19 protein-coding genes are annotated in these 19,872 nt (G+C 65.8%); 12 read left to right on the plus strand and 7 right to left on the minus strand.

Going from position 1 to position 19,872, the window contains the following annotated elements:
• The 4 genes from Q8M13_RS15415 to Q8M13_RS15430 all read right to left on the minus strand — a co-directional run.
• The coding region (locus Q8M13_RS15415) for a TonB-dependent receptor domain-containing protein (RefSeq protein ID WP_305300905.1) at nt 1–1,959 on the minus strand (1,959 nt) is incomplete at its 3' end.
• A gap of 404 nt (nt 1,960–2,363) precedes the next feature.
• The gene (locus tag Q8M13_RS15420; RefSeq protein ID WP_305300906.1) at nt 2,364–3,041 is read right to left on the minus strand and encodes a ParA family protein; all 678 of its coding nucleotides are present in this window, start codon (nt 3,039–3,041) and stop codon (nt 2,364–2,366) included.
• A gap of 104 nt (nt 3,042–3,145) precedes the next feature.
• On the minus strand, nt 3,146–3,748 hold the full coding sequence (locus Q8M13_RS15425; RefSeq protein ID WP_305300907.1) for a hypothetical protein: 603 nt from the start codon (nt 3,746–3,748) through the stop codon (nt 3,146–3,148).
• Nucleotides 3,749–3,760: 12 nt separating this feature from the next.
• Nucleotides 3,761–7,414, minus strand: a complete 3,654-nt coding sequence (locus Q8M13_RS15430) for a hydantoinase B/oxoprolinase family protein (RefSeq protein ID WP_305300909.1) — start codon at nt 7,412–7,414, stop codon at nt 3,761–3,763.
• 71 nt (nt 7,415–7,485) lie between these two features.
• On the opposite strand from Q8M13_RS15430, the gene Q8M13_RS15435 reads away from it, so the two are divergent.
• The 9 genes from Q8M13_RS15435 (at nt 7,486) to Q8M13_RS15475 (ending at nt 15,324) form a co-directional block, all read left to right on the plus strand.
• The gene (locus tag Q8M13_RS15435) at nt 7,486–8,181 is read left to right on the plus strand and encodes a DnaJ family molecular chaperone (protein WP_305300910.1); all 696 of its coding nucleotides are present in this window, start codon (nt 7,486–7,488) and stop codon (nt 8,179–8,181) included.
• A 102-nt stretch (nt 8,182–8,283) separates the two neighbouring features.
• Entirely contained in the window at nt 8,284–8,586 is a 303-nt protein-coding gene (locus Q8M13_RS15440) for a hypothetical protein (protein WP_305300911.1), read from the plus strand.
• Between the two features lie 197 nt (nt 8,587–8,783).
• Nucleotides 8,784–9,074, plus strand: coding sequence for a putative quinol monooxygenase (locus tag Q8M13_RS15445; protein WP_305300912.1), 291 nt, complete (start codon nt 8,784–8,786; stop codon nt 9,072–9,074).
• A gap of 5 nt (nt 9,075–9,079) precedes the next feature.
• Nucleotides 9,080–10,303 carry an acyl-CoA dehydrogenase family protein gene (locus tag Q8M13_RS15450; protein ID WP_305300913.1) on the plus strand — a complete coding sequence of 408 codons (1,224 nt, stop codon included), beginning with the start codon at nt 9,080–9,082 and terminating at the stop codon, nt 10,301–10,303.
• 283 nt (nt 10,304–10,586) lie between these two features.
• Nucleotides 10,587–11,144 carry a hypothetical protein gene (locus tag Q8M13_RS15455; RefSeq protein ID WP_305300915.1) on the plus strand — a complete coding sequence of 186 codons (558 nt, stop codon included), beginning with the start codon at nt 10,587–10,589 and terminating at the stop codon, nt 11,142–11,144.
• 7 nt (nt 11,145–11,151) lie between these two features.
• Nucleotides 11,152–12,159 carry a hypothetical protein gene (locus Q8M13_RS15460; protein ID WP_305300916.1) on the plus strand — a complete coding sequence of 336 codons (1,008 nt, stop codon included), beginning with the start codon at nt 11,152–11,154 and terminating at the stop codon, nt 12,157–12,159.
• Nucleotides 12,160–12,168: 9 nt separating this feature from the next.
• Nucleotides 12,169–13,524, plus strand: a complete 1,356-nt coding sequence (locus Q8M13_RS15465) for a Dyp-type peroxidase (RefSeq protein WP_305300917.1) — start codon at nt 12,169–12,171, stop codon at nt 13,522–13,524.
• Nucleotides 13,502–14,482 carry a transporter gene (locus Q8M13_RS15470; RefSeq protein ID WP_305300918.1) on the plus strand — a complete coding sequence of 327 codons (981 nt, stop codon included), beginning with the start codon at nt 13,502–13,504 and terminating at the stop codon, nt 14,480–14,482. The genes Q8M13_RS15465 and Q8M13_RS15470 overlap by 23 nt, the downstream gene beginning before the upstream one ends.
• Before the next feature lie 203 nt (nt 14,483–14,685).
• Entirely contained in the window at nt 14,686–15,324 is a 639-nt protein-coding gene (locus Q8M13_RS15475; protein ID WP_305300919.1) for a glutathione S-transferase family protein, read from the plus strand.
• Between the two features lie 68 nt (nt 15,325–15,392).
• Here Q8M13_RS15475 and Q8M13_RS15480 read toward each other — a convergent pair whose 3' ends face one another.
• Complete coding sequence (locus Q8M13_RS15480) at nt 15,393–15,995, minus strand: TetR-like C-terminal domain-containing protein (protein ID WP_305300920.1); 603 nt, start codon at nt 15,993–15,995, stop codon at nt 15,393–15,395.
• Between the two features lie 95 nt (nt 15,996–16,090).
• On the opposite strand from Q8M13_RS15480, the gene Q8M13_RS15485 reads away from it, so the two are divergent.
• On the plus strand, nt 16,091–16,684 hold the full coding sequence (locus tag Q8M13_RS15485; RefSeq protein WP_305300921.1) for an inner membrane-spanning protein YciB: 594 nt from the start codon (nt 16,091–16,093) through the stop codon (nt 16,682–16,684).
• 141 nt (nt 16,685–16,825) lie between these two features.
• Entirely contained in the window at nt 16,826–17,125 is a 300-nt protein-coding gene (locus Q8M13_RS15490) for a hypothetical protein (protein ID WP_305300922.1), read from the plus strand.
• 31 nt (nt 17,126–17,156) lie between these two features.
• On the opposite strand, the gene Q8M13_RS15495 is transcribed toward Q8M13_RS15490, so the two are convergent.
• Together Q8M13_RS15495 and Q8M13_RS15500 are read right to left on the minus strand one after the other, a co-directional pair.
• Nucleotides 17,157–17,858, minus strand: coding sequence for a glutathione S-transferase (locus Q8M13_RS15495; RefSeq protein ID WP_305300923.1), 702 nt, complete (start codon nt 17,856–17,858; stop codon nt 17,157–17,159).
• Between the two features lie 66 nt (nt 17,859–17,924).
• Complete coding sequence (locus tag Q8M13_RS15500) at nt 17,925–18,269, minus strand: hypothetical protein (protein WP_305300924.1); 345 nt, start codon at nt 18,267–18,269, stop codon at nt 17,925–17,927.
• Nucleotides 18,270–18,375: 106 nt separating this feature from the next.
• On the opposite strand from Q8M13_RS15500, the gene Q8M13_RS15505 reads away from it, so the two are divergent.
• On the plus strand, nt 18,376–19,791 hold the full coding sequence (locus tag Q8M13_RS15505; RefSeq protein WP_305300925.1) for an aldehyde dehydrogenase family protein: 1,416 nt from the start codon (nt 18,376–18,378) through the stop codon (nt 19,789–19,791).
• Nucleotides 19,792–19,872 lie beyond the last annotated feature (81 nt).

A 19,872-nucleotide genomic window follows, 5' to 3' on the forward strand; every position in this document is an offset into this window, starting at 1 on the left:
GAACGCCAGCCAGTCGGTCGCTTGCCACTTCAGGGCCACCTTCGGATTGGTGGTCGAGCCGATGTTCCCGCCGTAGTCCTCGTAGCGGATCGCGAAGGTGCCGGTCAGGGTGTCGGTGAACGGCATCTGGAATTCGGCGAAGGCCGCGCCGACCGATTGGTCGAGGTCGTAGTCAGCCAGGGCGCCGAAGAAGCTGAACGGACCGTTTTGAGCCGTGCAGGTGGCCGCCGGATTGACCGACGAGTCCGGGCAGGGGCTGACCGCGATGTTGGTGTTGTCGTTGTTCTGACGCTCGATGCCGCTCCAGCGATATTGCGCGCCGGCCGCCCAGGCCAGTTGGCCCGCGCCGAAGTCGACGGGCAGCTCGCCGTTGAACACCAGGTCGGCGGTGAACATCTGCGAGCGGATTTTGTAGGCGTAGTCCGCGAACATGTATTCGAGGACTTCACGGCTGTTGGCGGTCGCGGCGTTGTAGTTCGGGTTGGTGCGGCCATCGATGACGTTCTGTTGGACGCCCGAGGAGAACGGGTTGAACCACAGGCAGCCGTTCTGGCCAGGGGTGTTGCCGGTGCAGCCATTGCCGCCCAAGCCGCGCAGGGCCAGCTGCATCTTGCCGATCAGAACGTCCGGCGTGGCGATGTCGCTGTTGTTGTCCATGTAGGTGACAGCGGCGTCCCAGCCGATGCCGTCGCCGATGTCCAGCGAACCCTTGAAGCCGGCCGACACGCGGTAGGCCTGGAAGGAGCGCTTGTCTTCCTTACCCTTGCCGCCGAACAGCTCGTTGCCGCCGACGCCGAGCGGACGCCAGGCCACCGAGGTGAAGACGCCGTTGGCGGCCGCGGACGCGGCTTGAGCGGGGTTGATGCCGCCCGAGGCCAGCAGGGCCTGCAGACCGGGGTTGCGCGGGTCGATGAAGAAGCCGTTGCCTTGAGCCTTGGTGGTCAGGGCCGAGGTGGGGAAGTTGTTCGGCGAGTAGGACGGGGAGGAGTTTTCCGCCATCACGTCGTGGCCAGCGAACAGCACTTCGGCGTGGAACTTCGTCTTCTCGGTCAGATCGACGTTGATCTCGCCGTAGATCTGATAGTGGTCCTCGTCTTCGATCAGGTTGTCGAAGCCGATGTACTGGAACTGGCAGGTGGTCGCCGAGGCGGGGCCAGAAAGCACGTTACAGGCAGGATCGACGAACGGGCTGGTGAAGCTGGCGCCGCCGTTGGCGCTGGTCAGGTAGGTGCCGGGGTTGCCGAAGCTGGACCAGCCGCCTTGCGGGTTTTCGGCGAACGGACGGACGGCGAAGTCGCGTTCGGTGGTCGACAGCTCCGAACGATGGCGATAGCCGGCGGTCAGCAGGACATCGGCGTTCTCGCCCTGCCAGCCATAGGCGGCGCTGACATTATAGTCGCCGTTCGAGCCGTCGATCAGCGAGTAGCCGGCGCTGACTTCCAGGCCGCTCAGGTTCTTGCGGGTGATGAAGTTGACGACGCCGGCGACGGCGTCCGATCCATAGGTGGCGGCCGCGCCGTCCTTCAGCACCTCGACCCGGCCGATCGCGGCCGTCGGAATGAGGTTGGTGTCGACGAAGATCGAGCCAGGCGAGATGGTCATCCGGCGGCCGTTCATCAGCACCAGGGTGCGTTCCGAACCCAGGCCGCGCAGGTTGGCGCTGCCGGCGCCCGTGACTTGGCCGGCGCCGAATTGGTTGGTTTCGCCGACCGCGCCTTGGATGGCGGGGATGGACTTGATGAGATCGACGGTCGAGGGCGAGCCTTGCTTCTGCAGCTCGTCGGCGCCGATCACGTTGACCGGCAGGGCGGCGTTTTCAGGAGTGCCGGCGATGAAGGAGCCGGTGACGACGACTTCGGAGACTTCCGCGGCGTCTTGCGCGTTGGCCGGGGCGGCGAAGCCCAGAACCGCCAGGAGCGCCAAAGGTGAGGCTCCGGCAAGGTATCTACAATGCAGCATACGTTCTCCTAATGTATAACCATGTTATCAATTGTGGTCGTCATGGAATATGCGCGGGAAAATGCAGGCTGACGTCGCGTACACAAGGGTGTTTTTTTCGACCTCCCCAAAAATCGGTGATGTTTGAAGTCGCATTTGCCAGTGCGATCAATTGTTGTTGAAGAAATCCAAGTCGGCGGCTCGAAAACACACCGAATTTTCGAAAGCCGTCCGAATTTATCCTTAGTTTTCAGCGGGCGATTTTGGCATTGCTGTCAAATTGACTTCAGGCGCAAAAGTGTAGCTTTCGAGCCACAAGGCGCGGAAATGAATTTCGAGGGCGGAGTACGGCGGCGCTGTGAGCGTCAGAAGGGGCTTCTGCGCGAATCCTAGTGCTGACCCGGGAAAGGTTCCCTGGCGGAAATCTAGGTCTCGGTCGGCTTCCGAAGCAGTTCGAGGATCGCCTGGACATAGGCGTCGGCGTTGGCCTTGGCGGCGGGCACGCCGCTTACTCCGCTACGAGCCAGCTGATCGAAGCCGCCGCCCACCGCGAACAGGGTGCGGAAGGCTTCCTTCTCGATCAGCGGGGTCGAGAGGATCTCGATGTCGCTGGTGCGCAGTTGCTCAACGACTTCTTTCAGCGAGCGGGGACGCAGAGCGGCCGGAACGCGGGTGAGCAACGCCCGGTGCGGTAAGGGGCGGCCGGCGCGCCGACCGAACTGCAGCACCATCTCGGCGGCCTTGATCGCCTGGATCGCTTCGAGCTGGGAGGCCGCCAGCGGCGTGACCACCAGGTCCAGCCGCAGGGTGGTGAACGCCATGGCGCCGCGGATCGAACCCTCGGTGTCCAGGATCAGCCAATCGGGCTGCTTGCGCTGGGCCTCGCGAAGGGCGTCGCGCATGTCTTCCAGCATCGGGGCCGGGTGGACGGAGATCTTTTCCGGGCGGCCGGGCAGGGAGGCCCAGTGGACCAGGGGCTTATTGGGGTCGGAGTCGATCATGGCGACTCGTAGGCCCATCTCGCTCAAACCCAGTGCGAGCAGAAGCGCAGCGGTGGTCTTGCCCGCACCACCCTTAGGGTTAACAAACGCGACGGTTGGCAATCAGGTCTCTTTTCAAGCCGCGGCGGCGGGCGGGCATAAACCATACCCGCCGGCGACCCGACTATCGAGACGGTCTGGCGGCTCTATGGCCGAAAGGCGTCCGATCAGGGATTGGCGGGCGCATCGCTCGACACGGCCGTGACCGACATCGGATCGGCAGGGGCCACTTCGGCGCCAGGATCGAACGCGGCGCCCAGCAGCTTGGCGTTCTTTTCGAGACGCTGGGCGGTGGGGGCGCAGCGAGCCGGCGGCGTCCAGCTCATCCATTCCTGGGCCACACGGGCGGGCGGCAGGTTGGCGGCCATCGACCAGCTGCCGCGGCCACGCTGCACGGCGGCCGCGCCGATGGTGTTGATCGGCTTGATGCTGGCGCGTTCGGCCGCTTCCATGGCGCTGGCGAACAGCTTCAGGTCCTTCTGGGCCTGCTTGTTCATGTCGGCATAGACCTTCATGTCGGCGGCTAGCGAGGAGCCGGGGGCGCGATAGGTGGTTTCGATGCGCTTGACCTCCGGCATCACCTGATCGTGCAGCTCGACATAGCCGGTCAGGGCGCCGTGGCACCATGAGACCAGACCGTAGTCGTCGCGCGGCGCGCCGGCGGGATACGGCAGTTCGGTCGCCTCGGGCGCGGGTGCGGGCGCTGCGCCGCCGCCACCGGCGGCCGGATCTTGCGCGAGGAGAGCGAGAGCAAGGAGAAGCGCGGACATGTAACCTCGGAATTATGATCGGGTAGCCGGGCCGAATCCCCCGCCTCCGGGGGTTTCGATCTCGATGATATCGCCAGCCGCGACATTAAGCGAAAAGCAGCCGGGTAGTTCCTTTACCGCGCCATTGGCCGCAATCAAACGCTGAGCACCGGTCTGGGCCGGTCCGCCGCCCGCCAGACCCTGGGGCGCGTGGTCGCGGCGGGTGGATAGCAGGGCCGCCTCCATCGGCGCCAGAAACCGCACCCGGCGGTAGGCGCCTTCGCCCCCTGGCTGGGCGCCGACCCCCGCTGATCCGCGCCGGATGGCGAAGGCCTCGACCCGCACGGGAAAGCGCCGTTCCAGGATTTCGGGGTCGGTGAGCCGCGAGTTGGTCATGTGGGTGTGGACCGCGCTGGTTCCGGCCTGCAGCGCGGTGGCGCCGGCGCCGCCGCAGATGGTCTCGTAATACTGGCGGGTCTCGTCGCCGAAGGTGAAGTTGTTCATCGAGCCCTGAGCGTTGGCCATGACGCCGAGCGCGGCATAGAGCGCGTCCACTACGTGCTGGCTGGTTTCGACATTGCCGGCGACCACGGCGGCCGGATAGCGCGGCGCCAGCATCGAGCCGTCGCGGGTCAGGATCTTCAGCGGCTCCAGGCATCCGGCGTTCAGCGGGATGTCGTCGTCGACCAGGGTGCGGAACACATAGAGCGCCGCGGCGTCGACGATGGCGGACGGGGCGTTGAAGTTCGAGCCGAGCTGATCGGCCGACTCGCGGAAGTCGAGCACCGCCTCGCCGGCGGCCGCATCGACGGTGGTGCGGACCACGATCTCGCCGCCGCCGTCCATCGGCACGCGCGCCATGCCGTCCGAGAGCTTGCCGATTGCGCGGCGGACAGATGCGGCGGCGTTGGCCTGAACGAAGGTCATGTAGGCGGCGACGGCGCCGGCGCCATAGGTCTCGATCATCGCGCGGACGGCGCTTGCGCCGGCCTGGCACGCGGCGATCTGGGCCTTCAGGTCGGCGATGTTGCGATCGGGCGCACGCGACGGGTAGGGGCCGGAGGAGAGCGCGGCCCGAACGTCAGCTTCGAGGAAGTCGCCGCCAGTCATGATCGGAAGGGCGTCCAGCAGCACGCCTTCCTCATCCAGCGTGTGGGAGAAGGGCGGCATCGAGCCGGGCTGGATGCCGCCGACGTCGGCATGGTGGCCCCGCGCGGCGACATAGAAGGCAGGCGCCAGGTCCTGGTCCATGAAGATCGGCATCACCACGGTGATGTCGGGCAGGTGCGTGCCGCCCGCATAGGGATTGTTGAGGGCGAAGGCTTGGCCGGGCCGGAGGTCGGCGTGGCGGTCGCGCACCGCGCGCACGCTGGCGCCCATCGAGCCGAGGTGCACGGGCATATGGGGCGCGTTGGCGACCAGTCCGCCGCCCGCGTCGAACAGCGCGCAGGAGAAGTCGAGCCGCTCCTTGATGTTGACCGAGTGGGCGGTCCGCTCCAGCGCCGCGCCCATCGCCTCGGCCACGCCCATGAAGCGCTTGTTGAACAGCTCCAGCGTTACAGGATCGGGCTTATCGAGGTCGAGCGAAGCGGTCCTGATCCGCTCGGCGCGGTCCAGCAGGATCATGCCATCTGGGCCGGTGGTGGCGACCCAGCCTGGGGTGAGGGCGATTTGGGTGTCGGGGCGGATGATGAGCGCCGGGCCGGAGAGCGTCGTGAGCGCCTCGGCGGCGATGATCGGCGCGTCGTGAAACGCGCCGTGGAAGAACATCTGGGTGATATCCCCTCTCCCCCCGTCTTCCGGCGGGTGAGGGGAGGGTGAGGGGGGGCTCTCGGTTGCGCCGTGGCGGGGGAGAGATTGTGTGGCGTCGCTGGGCGACGCAACTCTCACCCCGCCCTCTCGCCAGCGGGGAGAGGGAGAAGTCGCCGCCGACACAGCCTCGACCTCGACCGCGGCGATGACGATGGGGAGCTTGGCTTCGATGAAGCCGAACAGGCGCTTGTGGCCGGCCTCGAAGGCGGCTCGGACGTCGCTGAGCGGGCCGATGGGGATCGATAGTTCGGCGTCGGCGCCCTCGTAGCGCAGGCGCAGGATGCGGCGGATTTCCGAGGCCTGCGCGTTCTGTTCGGCCAGGGCGGCGCGGGCGGCGGCCGCGACCTCGACGGCCAAGGCCTGCGCGCGCGCCAGGCCGTCGGCGTCCAGTACGGCGTCCAGGCCCATCTGGCGCAGGCTGGCGACCTGGGCCTGGCCTATGCCCCAGGCGGACAGCACGCTGCCGTAGCGGGGGCACAGCACCTTGGCCGGTCCCAGCGCGTCGGCGACATCGCAGGCGACCTGACCGGCCGCCCCGCCGAACGCGGTCAGGGCGTGGTCGCGCGGATCAAAGCCGCGCTCGGTGGAGATGCGGTCGGTGGCGCGGGCCATCTGCTCGACGGCGATGGCGACGAAACCCTCAGCGGCGGCCTCGATGCTGGGCGATCCCATCTGCTCGGCCAGCTTGCCGATGGCCGCGCGGGCCGCGGGCAGGTCGAGCGGCGCATCGCCCGCCGGCCCGAAGATCGACGGGAAGAAACGCGGATCGAGCCGGCCAAGCACGAGGTTGGCGTCGGTGACCGTGGCTGGTCCGCCCCGCCCATAGGCGGCGGGGCCTGGGTTGGCGCCGGCGCTTTGCGGCCCGACCCGGGCGCGAAGCCCGTCGAAGGCGAGGATCGAGCCGCCGCCGGCGGCCACCGTCTCGACGTCCAACATCGGGCTACGCAGCTTTACGCCGGCGACGCGGGCTGAATCGCGGCGTTCCAGCGATCCCGCATAACGGCAGACGTCGGTGGAGGTGCCGCCCATGTCGAAGCCGAGCGCCTGGGGCGTCTGGGCCAGTTCGGCCGTGCGCGCCACGCCGACCACGCCGCCGGCCGGACCGGAAACGACGGCGTCACGGCCACGGAAAGCCTCGGCGCGCACCAAGGCCCCGGCCGAGGTCATGAAGAACAGCGGCGCGCCCTCCACCGCACGGGCCACCTGTTCGACATAGGCCTGGAGGATGGGGGTCAGATAGGCGTCGGCGACGGTGGTCTCGGCCCTGGGCACGAAGCGCGGCAGGGGCGAGACCTCGTGGCTGAGCGCGACGAAGTCGAAGCCCGCCGCGTGGGCCAGCGCGCCGGCGGCGCGTTCGTGGGCTGGGTTCAGGTCGGCATGCAGGAAGGCGATGGCCGCCGAGGTGAAGCCGTCGGCCCGGGCCTTAGCCAACTGAGCGGCGAGGGCGGCTTCATCGAGCGGAGCGATCACTGCGCCATCGGCGGCCAGGCGCTCTTGCGCCTCCACGACCCCGGTATAGAGCGGGTCCTGCCGGACGATGTTGAGTGCGAAGAGATCAGGGCGCGACTGATCACCGATGACCAAGGCGTCAGCGAAGCCTTCGGTGGTGACCAGCAGGGTCTTGGCGCCCGCTCGCTCCAGCAGGGCGTTGGTGGCGACGGTGGTGCCCATCTTGATGGCCTGTACGCGGGCGGCGGGGAAGGGCTCGCCGGGCCCCGCGCCGAGCACGCGGCGCATGGCCTCAACCGCTGCATCTTCATAGGACGGCGAGGTCGACAGCAGCTTCAGGGAGACTTCCTCGCCGTCGTCGGCGTGGGCGATGACGTCGGTGAACGTGCCGCCGCGATCGATCCAGAAGTTCCAAAGTCTGTCCAAACCGTAACCTTCCCGTGGGTCGATTCGCATTGTCAGGGGGAGAACCTGCCCTTACAGCTTTCGTTACTCCCATGAGCTTCTGGCGCAACATTGCTGGGCTCGCAGTTCGCCGGCCCGATGCTGGAGACTGCGCCGATTGTCCAGCCACCCGGCCGGGCGAGGATCCCGCCTTTTCCACCGCCGTCACGGCGTTGGGGGCGAAACTCGCCAAGGCCGACGGCCGCGCCAGCGTGGGCGAATTCGATAAGTTCGCCCAGGTGTTCCAGACCGACGCGGCTTCGGAACGCAATATCCATCGGCTGTACGATCTCGCACGCCAGACCACGCGCGGATACGAGAGCTACGCCCGGCGGCTGGCCAAACGCTACGCCGGTTGCCCGACCTTGCTTGAGGACGTGCTGGACGGCCTGTTCCATATCGCGGCCGCCGATGGCGCGGTGACGCAGGACGAGCTCGATTATCTGGAGAGCGTCTCGGATCTGTTCGGTTTTTCGCCGCTGGTGTTCCGCCGGCTGAAGGCCGTGCACCTCGGGATGGAGGGCGAAGATCCGTACGGCATCCTGGCTGTGCCGCACGATGCGCCCGACGAGGTGGTGCGCTCGACCTGGAAGGCGGCCTTGTCGGAAGCCCACCCGGACCGCGCGCGGGCGCGCGGGTTGCCCAGCGAATTCATTGAGGTGGCGGAGGCCAAGGCCGCGTCCATCAACGCCGCCTTTGACTCCATAATGCGCGAGCGCAAAGCTATGGCGCTCGAAGGCGTGGCATGATGACGCCACTTTCGCGTGATTTGACTACAGGTTGTTGACGTCCGGGATCGCCCGGGCAAATTATTCGTTAAGCCGTAAGCAAGCGGCGCCCTTGAGGAAGCCATGGTTCGCGAATTCGCACGAAAGCACGGTCCAGCCCTTCGCAGCCTGTCGGCTGTGGGCGGCGCGCTCGCCACTGCAGCGGCGGTGGCTATCGGTGCGGTTCTGGCAGTGTTCTTCGCCGCCACCGTGGTGGTGATCGCGGTGATGGCCTCGGCGTTGCTCGCACTGGCCGGACTGGCGCTGCGCGCCAAGCGCGCCCGCGCCCATCGCAACGACAGCGCCAATGACGGCGTGATCGAGGCCCGCAACCTCGGCGGCCATCACTGGGTCGCTTACGGCTGGAACGAACGCCAGGGCCGGTAGGCCCTCGTCGCAAATAGCCCCCAATTGATCGTCATGGCTGGCCTCTCGGTGGGTTGGCGCGAGCCGTCCGTGTCTATGGATCACGCGGACAATCCCGGGGGATGACGATCCGTCAGGTGGGGGACCCCAACTTCGCCTTGCTTGCCCACCACCCCGCCTCTAGGCTCCCATTCAAACAAACGTTGGGAGAAGACGGCATGATCGGCGTGGTCGCGACCTTGAAGGTCCAAGAGGGCAAGGGTTCTGAGTTCGAGGCGGTATTCACTGACCTCAGCAAGCAGGTTCGGGCCAATGAGCCGGGCAATATCGTCTACCAACTGACCAAGAGCCGCACCGACCCGACGGTCTACAAGGTGCTGGAACTCTACAAGGACGAAGACGCCCTGAAGGCGCACGGCCAGACCGACTACTTCAAGGCCGCGGGCGCCAAGATGGCTCCGTGCATGGGTGGTCGTCCGGAAATCGAATACCTCGACGCTGTGGAGTAGGCGCGATGGATCTCGAGTTCTCCAAAGAGGACCTGGCCTTCCGCGACGAGGTCCGCGCATTTATCGCCGAAGCCTTCGATGACGACATGCGGGCCCATATGGCCCAATCGAAGAACGGCCACATCGACAAGGAAGGCCAGGTCCGCTGGCTCAAGCGCCTCGGCGAAAAGGGCTGGATCGCGCCCGACTGGCCGACCGAATATGGCGGCACGGGCTGGAGCCATGCGCAGAAATACGTCTTCGACATGGAGATGGCCCTGGCAGGCGCGCCGTCCACCTCGAACATGGGCCTGAAGATGTGCGCCCCGGTGGTGATGGCCTTCGGCACTCCGGAGCAGAAGGCCCAGCATCTGCCCAAGATCCTCTCCACGGACGTCTGGTGGTGCCAGGGCTATTCGGAGCCTGGCTCGGGATCGGACCTCGCCTCGCTGTCGATGAAGGCTGATCGGGACGGTGAGGATTACGTCCTAAACGGTTCAAAAATTTGGACAACCTACGCTCAGTGGGCGGACTGGATGTTCTGCCTGGTGCGGACGTCCAACGAAGCGATCCGGCAAAAGGGCATCAGTTTCCTGCTGCTCGACATGAAGACGCCCGGCATTTCCATCGTGCCGCTGCCGACCCTGGATGGGCCGCCGGAGGGCGATCAGGAGATCAACCAGGTCTTCTTCGACAATGTGCGGGTGCCGGTGTCGAACCGCATCGGCGAAGAAGGGCAGGGCTGGACCTACGCCAAGTACCTGCTGCAGTTCGAGCGCGGCAATCCGTACGCGGCCGGCCTCACCAACCAACTGGCCAAGGTGAAGAAGATCGCCACCGTCGAGCCGTCGGATGGCGGGGCGCGGATGATCGACGATCCCGATTTCCGCAAGAAGTTGTCGGAGTTGCAGATCAAGGTCGACGTGCTGAACGCCACCGAACTGCGCATGTTCTCAGCGCGGACGGCGGGCGAAGCGATGGGCGCGGCGTCCTCGATGTTGAAGCTCGAAGGCTCCCAGGCCCAGCAGGCGGTGACCGAACTGGCCCTGGAGGCGGCGGGCGTCTATGGCCAGCCCTTCGTCCAGGACACCTGGGCGGAAATTCGCGGCGAACGTAACGAGCCCCGCGCCGGTCCCGACTACGCCGCGACCCTGGCGCCGACCTACTTCAACTACCGCAAGACCTCGATCTACGCCGGCTCGAACGAGATTCAGCACAACATCATGGCCAAGATGGTGCTCGGGCTGTAGCGCCCTTGTTCAGTGGGTCCCGACATGCTCGGAACCCACTGAAAACATTTGAAAAGCCTGTTTCGCGTCGGCGAGCTTTTGGAGCTGGTCGACGTCTTGCGTATGTCCGATTGCTGATCAACCGATTCCTCAGGGCGCGGCGGTGCTGTTCTCTCCGATCGCCAGCTTCTCTCAGGTGGTTGGTCCAATCCGGCGAGGGTTTCGCTGTAGGGTTTGGGGCCGCCTCGCGCCGTAAGGTGACGCCATGCAGCCGACTAGGCCGCGCGGTGCCGAAGAGGGCGTCATGACAGCTTCCGGGGACTTCCTTACGCCTGCGGCCATGGCGCTTCCGCCAGAAGGATACTTCGAGAAGGTGGACGGGCCGTATGGTCCGTTGTTTCCGAAGACGCCGGCCAACTATGGCTTCTCGATCCTGGCCAAGATCATACCGGGCCGTGAGGCGACTATACGTGCGTATGGGCCGACGATCGAGGCGGCGATCCGCAACAACCCAACGCTGCTCGCGCCGTTGAAATTGCACTATCTGCGTTGGCTGTTGTTCCCGATCGGGGCCGACACCTACTTCATGTATCAGGGCATATTCGACACTGATTTTGACAAGTACACCGATGATGCGGTTGCACTGTTCAAGCTGGTCGGCGTCGATACGGTGTTTGAAAACCTGGAGGGATTTCCCGCCGATTGGAAAACCAACTCCGCCTCTTTCGTGAAATTCGTGCGGGCGCATCAGGTTTCCAGCTTCATGGAATATGCCGAGTACCCCTACGTCTCGACCGACGAGATCAAGAAGGCCCTGAGGTTGAAGGCCTCCCTCAGCGACGCCCTCGATCAGTTGCAGTAGGCCAGCCATGAGCGAGCCCGCCCGCACCTATAATCAAACTCATGTGCCGCGGCCGCCGACGCCCGGCCGTCGGCGCGCGAGCATCTACATCGCCTGGAGTTATCCGGCCGAGGCCAACCGCAACATCACCGAACTGGACAACCGCTTCTCGACGATGACGGAGGTGCGCCGGGTTCTGTGGCCCGCCTACGAGGTTCCGCGCTTCGCCGATCCGCTGCAGTTCCAACAGGGCGTCGCCGGGGCTTTGGAACTGTTCTTCTGGGCTTGGGTCCCCTTCCAAAAGCTGGTGTGCGAGGTGACCGGCCACGCCGTGCCCGTGTTCCAGCGGGTGGACCAGGCCGGATTCGTGCAGCCGCTGGACGAGCGGGTGCTGGATGACGTCGATACGCTGTTCTTGTTCGGCCTGGATCATAACGTGAGCGGCCAGATGCCGGCGGACGCCGAGATCGAGGCGGTTCGCGCCTGGCTTCGCCGTGAAGGCACACGTCTCGTGATCGGTCCTCATCACGATGTCGGCGCGACGGACGATATGGAACAGAGGGCGATGGAGTACGCCCACCACGGCGACCTGCTGGTGCCCCGCCAGCAGCGGTTCGGCGCCTATGCGCTGGCCCTCCTGCATGCGCTCGGTATCCCGGTGGAGAACCGCTACGCCATGCGCCCGGCGGTCCGTGAAGGGACCCGGGACAAGATTGTGCCGCTGAACGCGTTCCGCGACGTGGACACGAAGGGAATCTTGGCTGGCGTCGAAAGCCTGAACTTCCACATGCACTTGCCGCACTACGCCCTCACGCGCGACGACGGCACGGCGCGGGTCTTGGCCAAGCAGGCGATAGATCTATCCCGGCCCCACCCGATGACGTTGAGCGGCGAAACGGAGTTCAACACCTTGGTCTGGGCGCCGCCGGCGGGAGACCGGGCGGGCGACGTCGTCGTTTGCGATTCAACCGTCTTCAGCACCCTCTTCGGCGCCGATGAGAGCCTGGAGCGATTCTGGAAAAACCTGGTGTCGTGAGGCGAGGCGATGGCTGACGATACGAGCGTGCCGGTGTTGGAACTGGCCGACATTCAAAGCGGGGTGTTGAGGCCGCGACCGTCGCCCTACGCCGCGACCTACATCTTGCTCCGGATCGACGAGGCGCGCGCGGGGCGTGAGCTGTTGCGGCGGTTGAGCGACATCGTGACCTCGGCCGCCGCGCCGGTACGGCCGGGCCGCGACACGTTCGTCAGCGTGGCCCTGACGTTCGAGGGTCTGAAGGCCCTGGGCGTCCCGCAGCCGTCGCTGGACAGCTTTGCATGGGAGTTTCGACAGGGGATGGTCGCGCGGGCGGCCGCCCTGGGTGACGTGGGCGAAAGCGCGCCGGAACACTGGGAAGCCCCGTTTGGAACCGCGGCCGTTCACGTCATCCTGGTGGGCGTGGCTCCGGATTCGGACACGCTGGAGGCCGCGCTCGTTCGTGCTCGCGCCGCCTTCGCCGACCTGGCCGGGGTCGCGCCGATCTGGCGGCAGGATTGCTACGCCCCGCCAGGCGAAAAGGAGCCTTTCGGTTTCAAAGACGGGATCAGCCATCCAGCGATCGAAGGCAGCGGCGTGCCAGGTTCGAACGCGTTGGAGCGTCCACTGAAAGCCGGCGAACTGGTGCTGGGCTATCCCGATGAGACGGGCGGCTTGCCGCCAGCTCCGACGCCGGACCTGTTGGGGCGCAACGGCACATATGTGGCGTTCCGCAAGCTGCACCAAAAGGTGGCCCAGTTCCGGACCTATTTGCGGGACGCTGCGAGCGGGCCTGACGACGAGGAGTTGCTGGCCGCCAAAATGATGGGGCGTTGGCGCAGCGGCGCCCCTTTGGCGCTTTGCCCGCTGCACGACGACGCGGCCTTGGGGCATGATAGCGAGCGCAACAACACCTTCCTGTTCGGCGCTGAAGACGCGGCCGGCTACAGCACGCCGCCCGGTTCTCACATCCGTCGCTGCAATCCCCGAGACGCAGAGGTGGCTGGCGTCGTTCGGTTGCACCGCATGATCCGTCGGGGCACGGCATATGGCCCGTTGCTGCCGGAAGGCATGCTTGAGGATGATGGAGCCGACAGGGGGCTGATGTTCGCCTTTGTCGGCGCTCACCTGAAGCGGCAGTTCGAATTCGTGCAGTCCGAGTGGGTCAACGGCGGAGAGTTCCTCGGCCTTGGCGACGCCAGAGATCCCATTGCGGCCGCCGAAGGGACGGCGACGTACTCGATCCCACGCCGGCCTATCCCCCGGCGGATGAAGGGCCTGCCCAGCTTCGTGACCATGCGCGGAGGCGAGTACGGATTCATGCCGGGGCTGAAGGCCCTGCGCTGGCTCGCCGACCTGCCCGATGAACCCGGAGGCGCCGCTTGACCGACGTGGTGGTGATCGGCGCGGGCCTGGCGGCCTCGGACAACGCGTGACTCGGGGCATCATCGGCGTGACGGCGCTGGCGGTGTTCGCGCTGCTGAGCCTGGCCGCGCCCGCCCTGGCGCAGGACGATGGGCCTCGCGTCTACCAACTTGCGCCGGTGGGAGCGCAGAATGTCACCGCGTTCCTGGTCAACAAACGCGGCAACGAGACACCGGAACCAGGGTCGATTAGTCGCGGCGCCGACATCCACACGGATATCCTGGTGTTCCGCTACGCACGGACAGTCGAGATGGCGGGGCGTCCGGTCACCCCGTTTTTGATCCTCCCGATAGGAGAGGTCCGCTCGACTGGAAAACCTACCAGTTCGGGATTCGGCGACGTGCAGGTCGGCGGAACGATTGGGCTAATGGGAGCCCCGGCGTTGTCACGCACCGAATTTACCGCCTTCAAGCCAGGGTTCGGAATGGGGCTGCTCGGACGTCTCTACCTTCCGACCGGCGCCTATAGCGATGGGAAGCCGGTGAATCTCGGCTCGAACCGTGTCGCCTACCAACTTGGTCTGCCAATGGTGCTGGCTTCGGGAAAGTCGTATCGCGACCCTTCGCTGACCAGCCTGGAGATTCTTCCCAGTCTTACGTTCTACGGAGACAATGAAGATCCGTTCGACGCCGCGCGGAGCAGCAAAGACCTCCTGTTCAGCGTCGAGGCCCACCTGACGCACAATCTCAGCCGCCGCATCTGGGTGTCGGCCGACATGTTGTATCGCCTGGGCGGAGAGACCTCCACGGATGGTCGATCGGATGACAACGGCATGCACGGCTGGTCCGCTGGACTAAGCGCAGCCTTGCCGTTCGTCTCGCAAACGACGCTGATTTTTACCTACCAGCACGTGATCGAGCGCAGCGACAACGGACCCGACGGATGGTTCTTCCGCACGGCGCTCGTCGCCCCGTTTTGAGTCAGGGCTGGCTGTAGCCGACCTTGATGGTGGCGGGTTTTAGCAAGGCCGAAGGCCGACCGAGGCCGCACGGAAAGCGGAACGATCCCTTGGCGGAGGCGGGAAGTGGGAGTTGATTTTGTGCCGGTCCGCCGCAGAAGGCTGCTGCCAACCCGCTGTCAGCAGCCTCCGGTTATGTAGTCTCAACAACAGGAGCCGACCCCATGTCCGACCTTGTCTTCTACACCAACCCCATGTCGCGCGGGCGCATCATCCGCTGGATGCTCGAGGAGGTCGGTCAGCCTTATGAGACCCGGGTTCTGGATTGGGAGACCGGAGAGGCGAAAGCGGCCGACTACCTCGCCATCAATCCCATGGGCAAGGTGCCGGCCATAGTTCACGACGGGGTGGTCGTCACCGAATGCGCGGCCATCTGCGCCTACCTCGCCGACGCCTTCCCGCAAGCGGGCCTGGCTCCGCCTGCGAACAGCCGGCTACGCGGCCCCTATTATCGCTGGCTGTTCTTCGGGGCTGGCCCGATCGAGCAGGCCGTGGCCGCCAAGATGGTGAACCTGGAACCGACGATTGAGCAGCGCAGCTCGCTGGGTTTCGGCTGCATGGAGGACGTCCTGGGCACCGTCGAGGGAGCGGTCAAGGACCGGACCTATCTGGTGGGAGACGGTTTTACAGCCGCCGACCTCTACCTGGCCTCTCACCTGTCCTGGGGGATGAACTTCGGCACGATCGAAAAGCGCCCGGCGTTCGAGGCCTATGTGGAGCCACACCTGCAGCGCCCCGCCGACCTGCGCGCTGACGGGATCGACAACGCGCTCCTCGCCGCCCAAGCACAGCCGGCGTCCTGAACGAGGGGACCGGCGGCTCTCAGAGACCGATCATCACGAGGTGGGCGTCGGCGCGATGCTCGGCGCCCTCAATCGATGGCGAGAATGGTGTCGAGCAGCCGCATCGCGCCGGCGGCGCCGGCTTGATCGCCGAGCAGCGGGCCTAGCTGGTCATCCAGCAGCAGCATGGCGAAGCCGTGCGCCATGGACCAGGCCCGCGCGACCCTGGCCGACATCTCTTCGGCGTCCGATGGGTGCGCCGCCGCGACGGCTTCCTGAAGCACAAGATAAGCTCGCGCCATCGCATCCCGCAGCGCGGGGCGGGTGACGTCCAGGCGTTCGCCTCGGAACATCAGCTGGAACAGACCGGGGTGGGCGAGGGCGAACTCCACATAGGCGCGGCCCGTCGCGTTGAGGCGCGCCATCGCGGTCGGCTGGTCGGCGGCGGCGGCGAGAAGATGACGCGCAAAGCGTTCGAAGCCCATGGCGGCCAACTCGCTGAGCAGGCCGGTGAGGTCATCGAAGTGGTTTCGTGGCGCGGTGTGCGAAGCGCCGACATCCCGGGCGATAGCGCGCAAGGTCAGGCTGTCCGGGCCAGCTTGGGCCAGGCGTGCCTCGGCCGCCGCGAGTAGGGCGTGGCGCAGCGCGCCGTGGTGATAGGGCTTGGCGTCGCTCGGTGGAGATACGGCCATGGGCGCTCTTGAGTTGACGGTGTAAATCTTAAGTTGACTTGGGCGCTGGCGGGCCGCATCGTCAATGTTGCCAATGGAAACATGCGAGGCTCGGCATGGTCAAGCAACTGCTCTACGCCATCGTCCCATTGCTGTTCGACTCCCTCGGGGTGATCGTCTTCGCCGTACTCATCGCGCTGAAGGTCGATCTGGTTCTAGCGACGGCCGCGGGCGCGGCGGTGGCTTGCGCGGTGGTGGCCTGGGAGCTTGTCCATCGGCGCAGGGTCGCAGCCCTGCAGTGGCTGAGCCTGATCATGGTGGTCCTGTCGGCCGGAGCGACCCTGGCGACGCATGACCCTCGTTTTGTGATGGCCAAGCCAACGGTGATCTATGCGGTGATCGGCGCGGCGATGCTGCGCCGAGGATGGATGAACCGCTATGTGCCGCCGGCGCGTCTTGCGCTGGTCGAGGACCTGATGACCCGCTTCGGCTATGTCTGGTCGGGCATGATGTTCGTGACCGGGGCCTTGAACCTGGTGGTGGCGGTGGCCTTCACGGTTTGGTGGCCGACTTTCATCGCCGTGTTTCCCCTTGTCTCGAAGCTAGGCTTGTTCGCAGTTCAATTCGCCATCGTCCGTTTCATCGGCCAAAGGCGGGCGAGGGTGGGGAGTGAACTTGCTGGTTCGGCTCCCAAAACATCGGCCGTCTGACGGGCGCATGACGATGGCCTCCATCACAACCTTGCGAGCCGAGGGTTGGATGGCCTTGAGCGGGCCATGTTTTCCCATGCAAGGCCTTTCGGCCGAGGGTTCTGCGTCCTAACTGAGGAGGGGCGTTAGGATGAGCCTTTCATGGATATCTCGAATTTCGTTTCGGCCGGGGCGCTCGGCTACATCGTCGGCCTTCTCAGCGTGGGCTTCATCGGCTTGCTCGTGGGTGTTCGGCTCGGCGCCAGATCCACGGTGAGCCCGCCGCCATCCGAACAGGAGGAACTGGTCGCGGCTCTTCGCGTCCTCCGCCGCCACCATGAGCAGTCGGCGCTGGCGAAGATGCAGGCGGCTGGGGCGGAGCTCTGGTCGCCCGATCCTGACCGGGTCGCACAGTTGAGCTATGGCGCGCCGGTGGACGCGGTGGACCAGGTGCGGCCCTAGGCCTCGCCGGCCAGACGCCGAGCAGTCGGGCCTAAGCGCCCAGCACCTTTCGCAACGAGGCTTCGATCTGGCCGCCGCAGTAGGCGTCGCCGTAGTCTGCGCGGGCTTTGGCGGCCAGCTTGGCCAGGGCGGGCAGGTCCGCAACGCGGCGCGAAAGGCCGGCCGTCATGGGCGCGGACTCCTCCAGGATATCTGCGATCTTGCCGAACCGGTCGGTCATTGTCGTCCACAGGGTCGCGGTCACGATGTCGGCGATGCCGGCGGTCTCGCCGCCCAGCAGGAATCCAGAGCTGACCTTCAATCCGTGCTGGCGTCCGGTCTCCTCCCAGATCGACATCCATTTCTTCAGGCGGGGGGTAAAGTCTCGCCAGCGCGCCTGCGTCCACATTTCGCGCCCGCCATCGAGGGTTATTTCGTCGATCACGTCATTGGCGTCATTGACGACCTTAATCGTCAAGGCGCGCAGGGCGGCCGACCTCGGCATGAGATCCAGGGTCTCGCCCAGATAGAGGATGATGGCCGGCATCTGGGCGATGGCGAACTCGGCCTTGTTGTCGATCAGCAGGGGCGGGCCCATGAACGGCGCCGGCATGTTCTGCACCTTCGCGCCCATCATTTCCGAGATCGCGGCGTCGCCGGCTTCGGTCCAGGTCTTGCCGGCATGGGCCAAGACCGCGCGCACAAACTGGCCGCGGAACGGCACAGACCAGTAGTAGAGGTCATAATCGGACATTCGAGCACAACGCCGCGAAGCTAGGTTCGTTCAGCCGTGGTGGGACTTAGCCGCTCGCGTTGCCGATCAAGCCGCGACGACGGCCTTCCACTCACCATTCATCCGCGCCCATTCGGCGCGAACTCGGCCGTTCTCATCCTCGACGATGAATGAATGGACGCCGATGAGTTCGGTCATCGCAATGCGCTGCCCGTGGACAATCGCCTGGGTGATGTTGTCGTAGTCGGCGACGCCGGTGCTGAAATAATAGGTCGGAGCGTCGTTGAGGGCTGGCAGGTTTCGAAAACGGATCGTGCACTTCATCGGCGCTTGGATAGTGCCGACGCCAGGACGGTTCAAGCGCGGGTAGGGTCTCAAGCCCCGGCGCCGAGCAAGGTCGGTCATGCGCGAGGGGGCGTTGTTGCGTGACACGCGTGCCTTCTGGCTTTCCGACTTCTCATCCGGCGGCCCTTGTCTGTAACTTGGCTGGGCGCGCCCACGACTGTCGTCGCACCCAGCTCTTCCGAGGAACCGCTCCATGGATTTCCACTCCGACTACACCATGACCATCGGCGGCGAGGCCGTTCGCGGCGAGGCGAGGATCGACGTGGTCAATCCGGCGACGGGCCAGACCTTCGCGACGGCTCCAGACTGCAGTCGTGAGCAACTGGACTCTGCGGTGGCTGCGGCGCGAACGGCGTTCAAGACCTGGCGGAAGGCGCCGATCGAGGAGCGGCAGGCGCTGGTGCGCACGGCTGGCGAGACGCTGCTGGCCCATGCCGAGGAGCTGGGCCGGCTGTTCACCCAGGAGCAGGGGCGGCCCGTCGACGCCGCCAAGCAGGAAATCCAAGGCGCCGGCGGCTGGCTGCAGGCGGTGTCAAAGATGACGCCGCCGGTACATGTCTCCGAGGACTCGGCGACTCAATTCATCGAAACCCGCTACGTGCCGCTGGGCGTGGTCTGCGCCCTTGCGCCGTGGAACTTCCCGGTCAGCCTGGCCATGTGGAAGGTCGCCCCGGCCCTGGTGGCCGGCAACACCATGGTGCTGAAGCCCTCGCCCTTCACCCCGCTTTGCACGCTGAAGATCGGCGAGCTGTTCCGCGACATCTTCCCCCCGGGCGTGTTCAACGTCATCAGCGGCGGCGACGATCTCGGCCCGTGGGTGACCGGTCATCCGGGCTTCGACAAGATCTCCGTCACCGGCTCGACCGAGACCGGCAAGCGGGTGATGGAGAGCGCGGCCAAGGATCTCAAGCGCCTCACCCTGGAGCTCGGCGGCAACGATGCGGCCATCGTCATGCCCGACGTCGATCTGGACGCGGTGGCGCAGAAGATCTTCTTCGGCGCCTTCTTCAACACCGCCCAGATCTGCGTGGCGACCAAGCGGCTCTATGTCCACGAGGACGTCTATGACGGCCTGCGCGACCGTCTGGCCGGGATCGCCGCGGCGGTGAAGGTCGGTGACGGCGGCGAGCAGGGAACGGTGCTGGGGCCGATCCAGAACAAGCGCCAGTACGACCGGGTGATGGACCTGCTGGATGACGCCAAGGCCAACAATCTGACTCTGATCCAGGGCGGGGCGGTTCCGGCGGGCGGCTACTTCGTGCCGGTGACCATCGTGGATAATCCGCCCGAGAACTCGCGCGTCGTGCAGGAGGAGGCTTTTGGTCCGATCCTGCCGATGCTGAAGTTCGCCGATATCGACGAGGTGATCGATCGCGCCAACGATAGCGAGTACGGCTTGGCGGGGGCGGTGTGGTCCAAGGATATCGACCAGGCGATGTCCATCGCCCGGCGGATGGAGACCGGCACGGTCTGGATCAACCAGAACCTCAACCTGCGGCCCGACACCCCGTTCGCCGGCCGCAAGAACAGCGGCTTTGGCATCGAGAACGGCATGGACGGCCTGCTGGAGTACATGGCGCCCCAAGCCATGTACGTCGCCAAGGGCTGAGCCGGCGCAGGGGCGCCGCCTGCACGATCTGACCTCCACGGCAACATGACTGGGCGCTCACCGGCCTTGATGTGAACGGCT

It is taken from the genome of Phenylobacterium sp. (assembly GCF_030681155.1).
Lineage (GTDB): Bacteria > Pseudomonadota > Alphaproteobacteria > Caulobacterales > Caulobacteraceae > Phenylobacterium.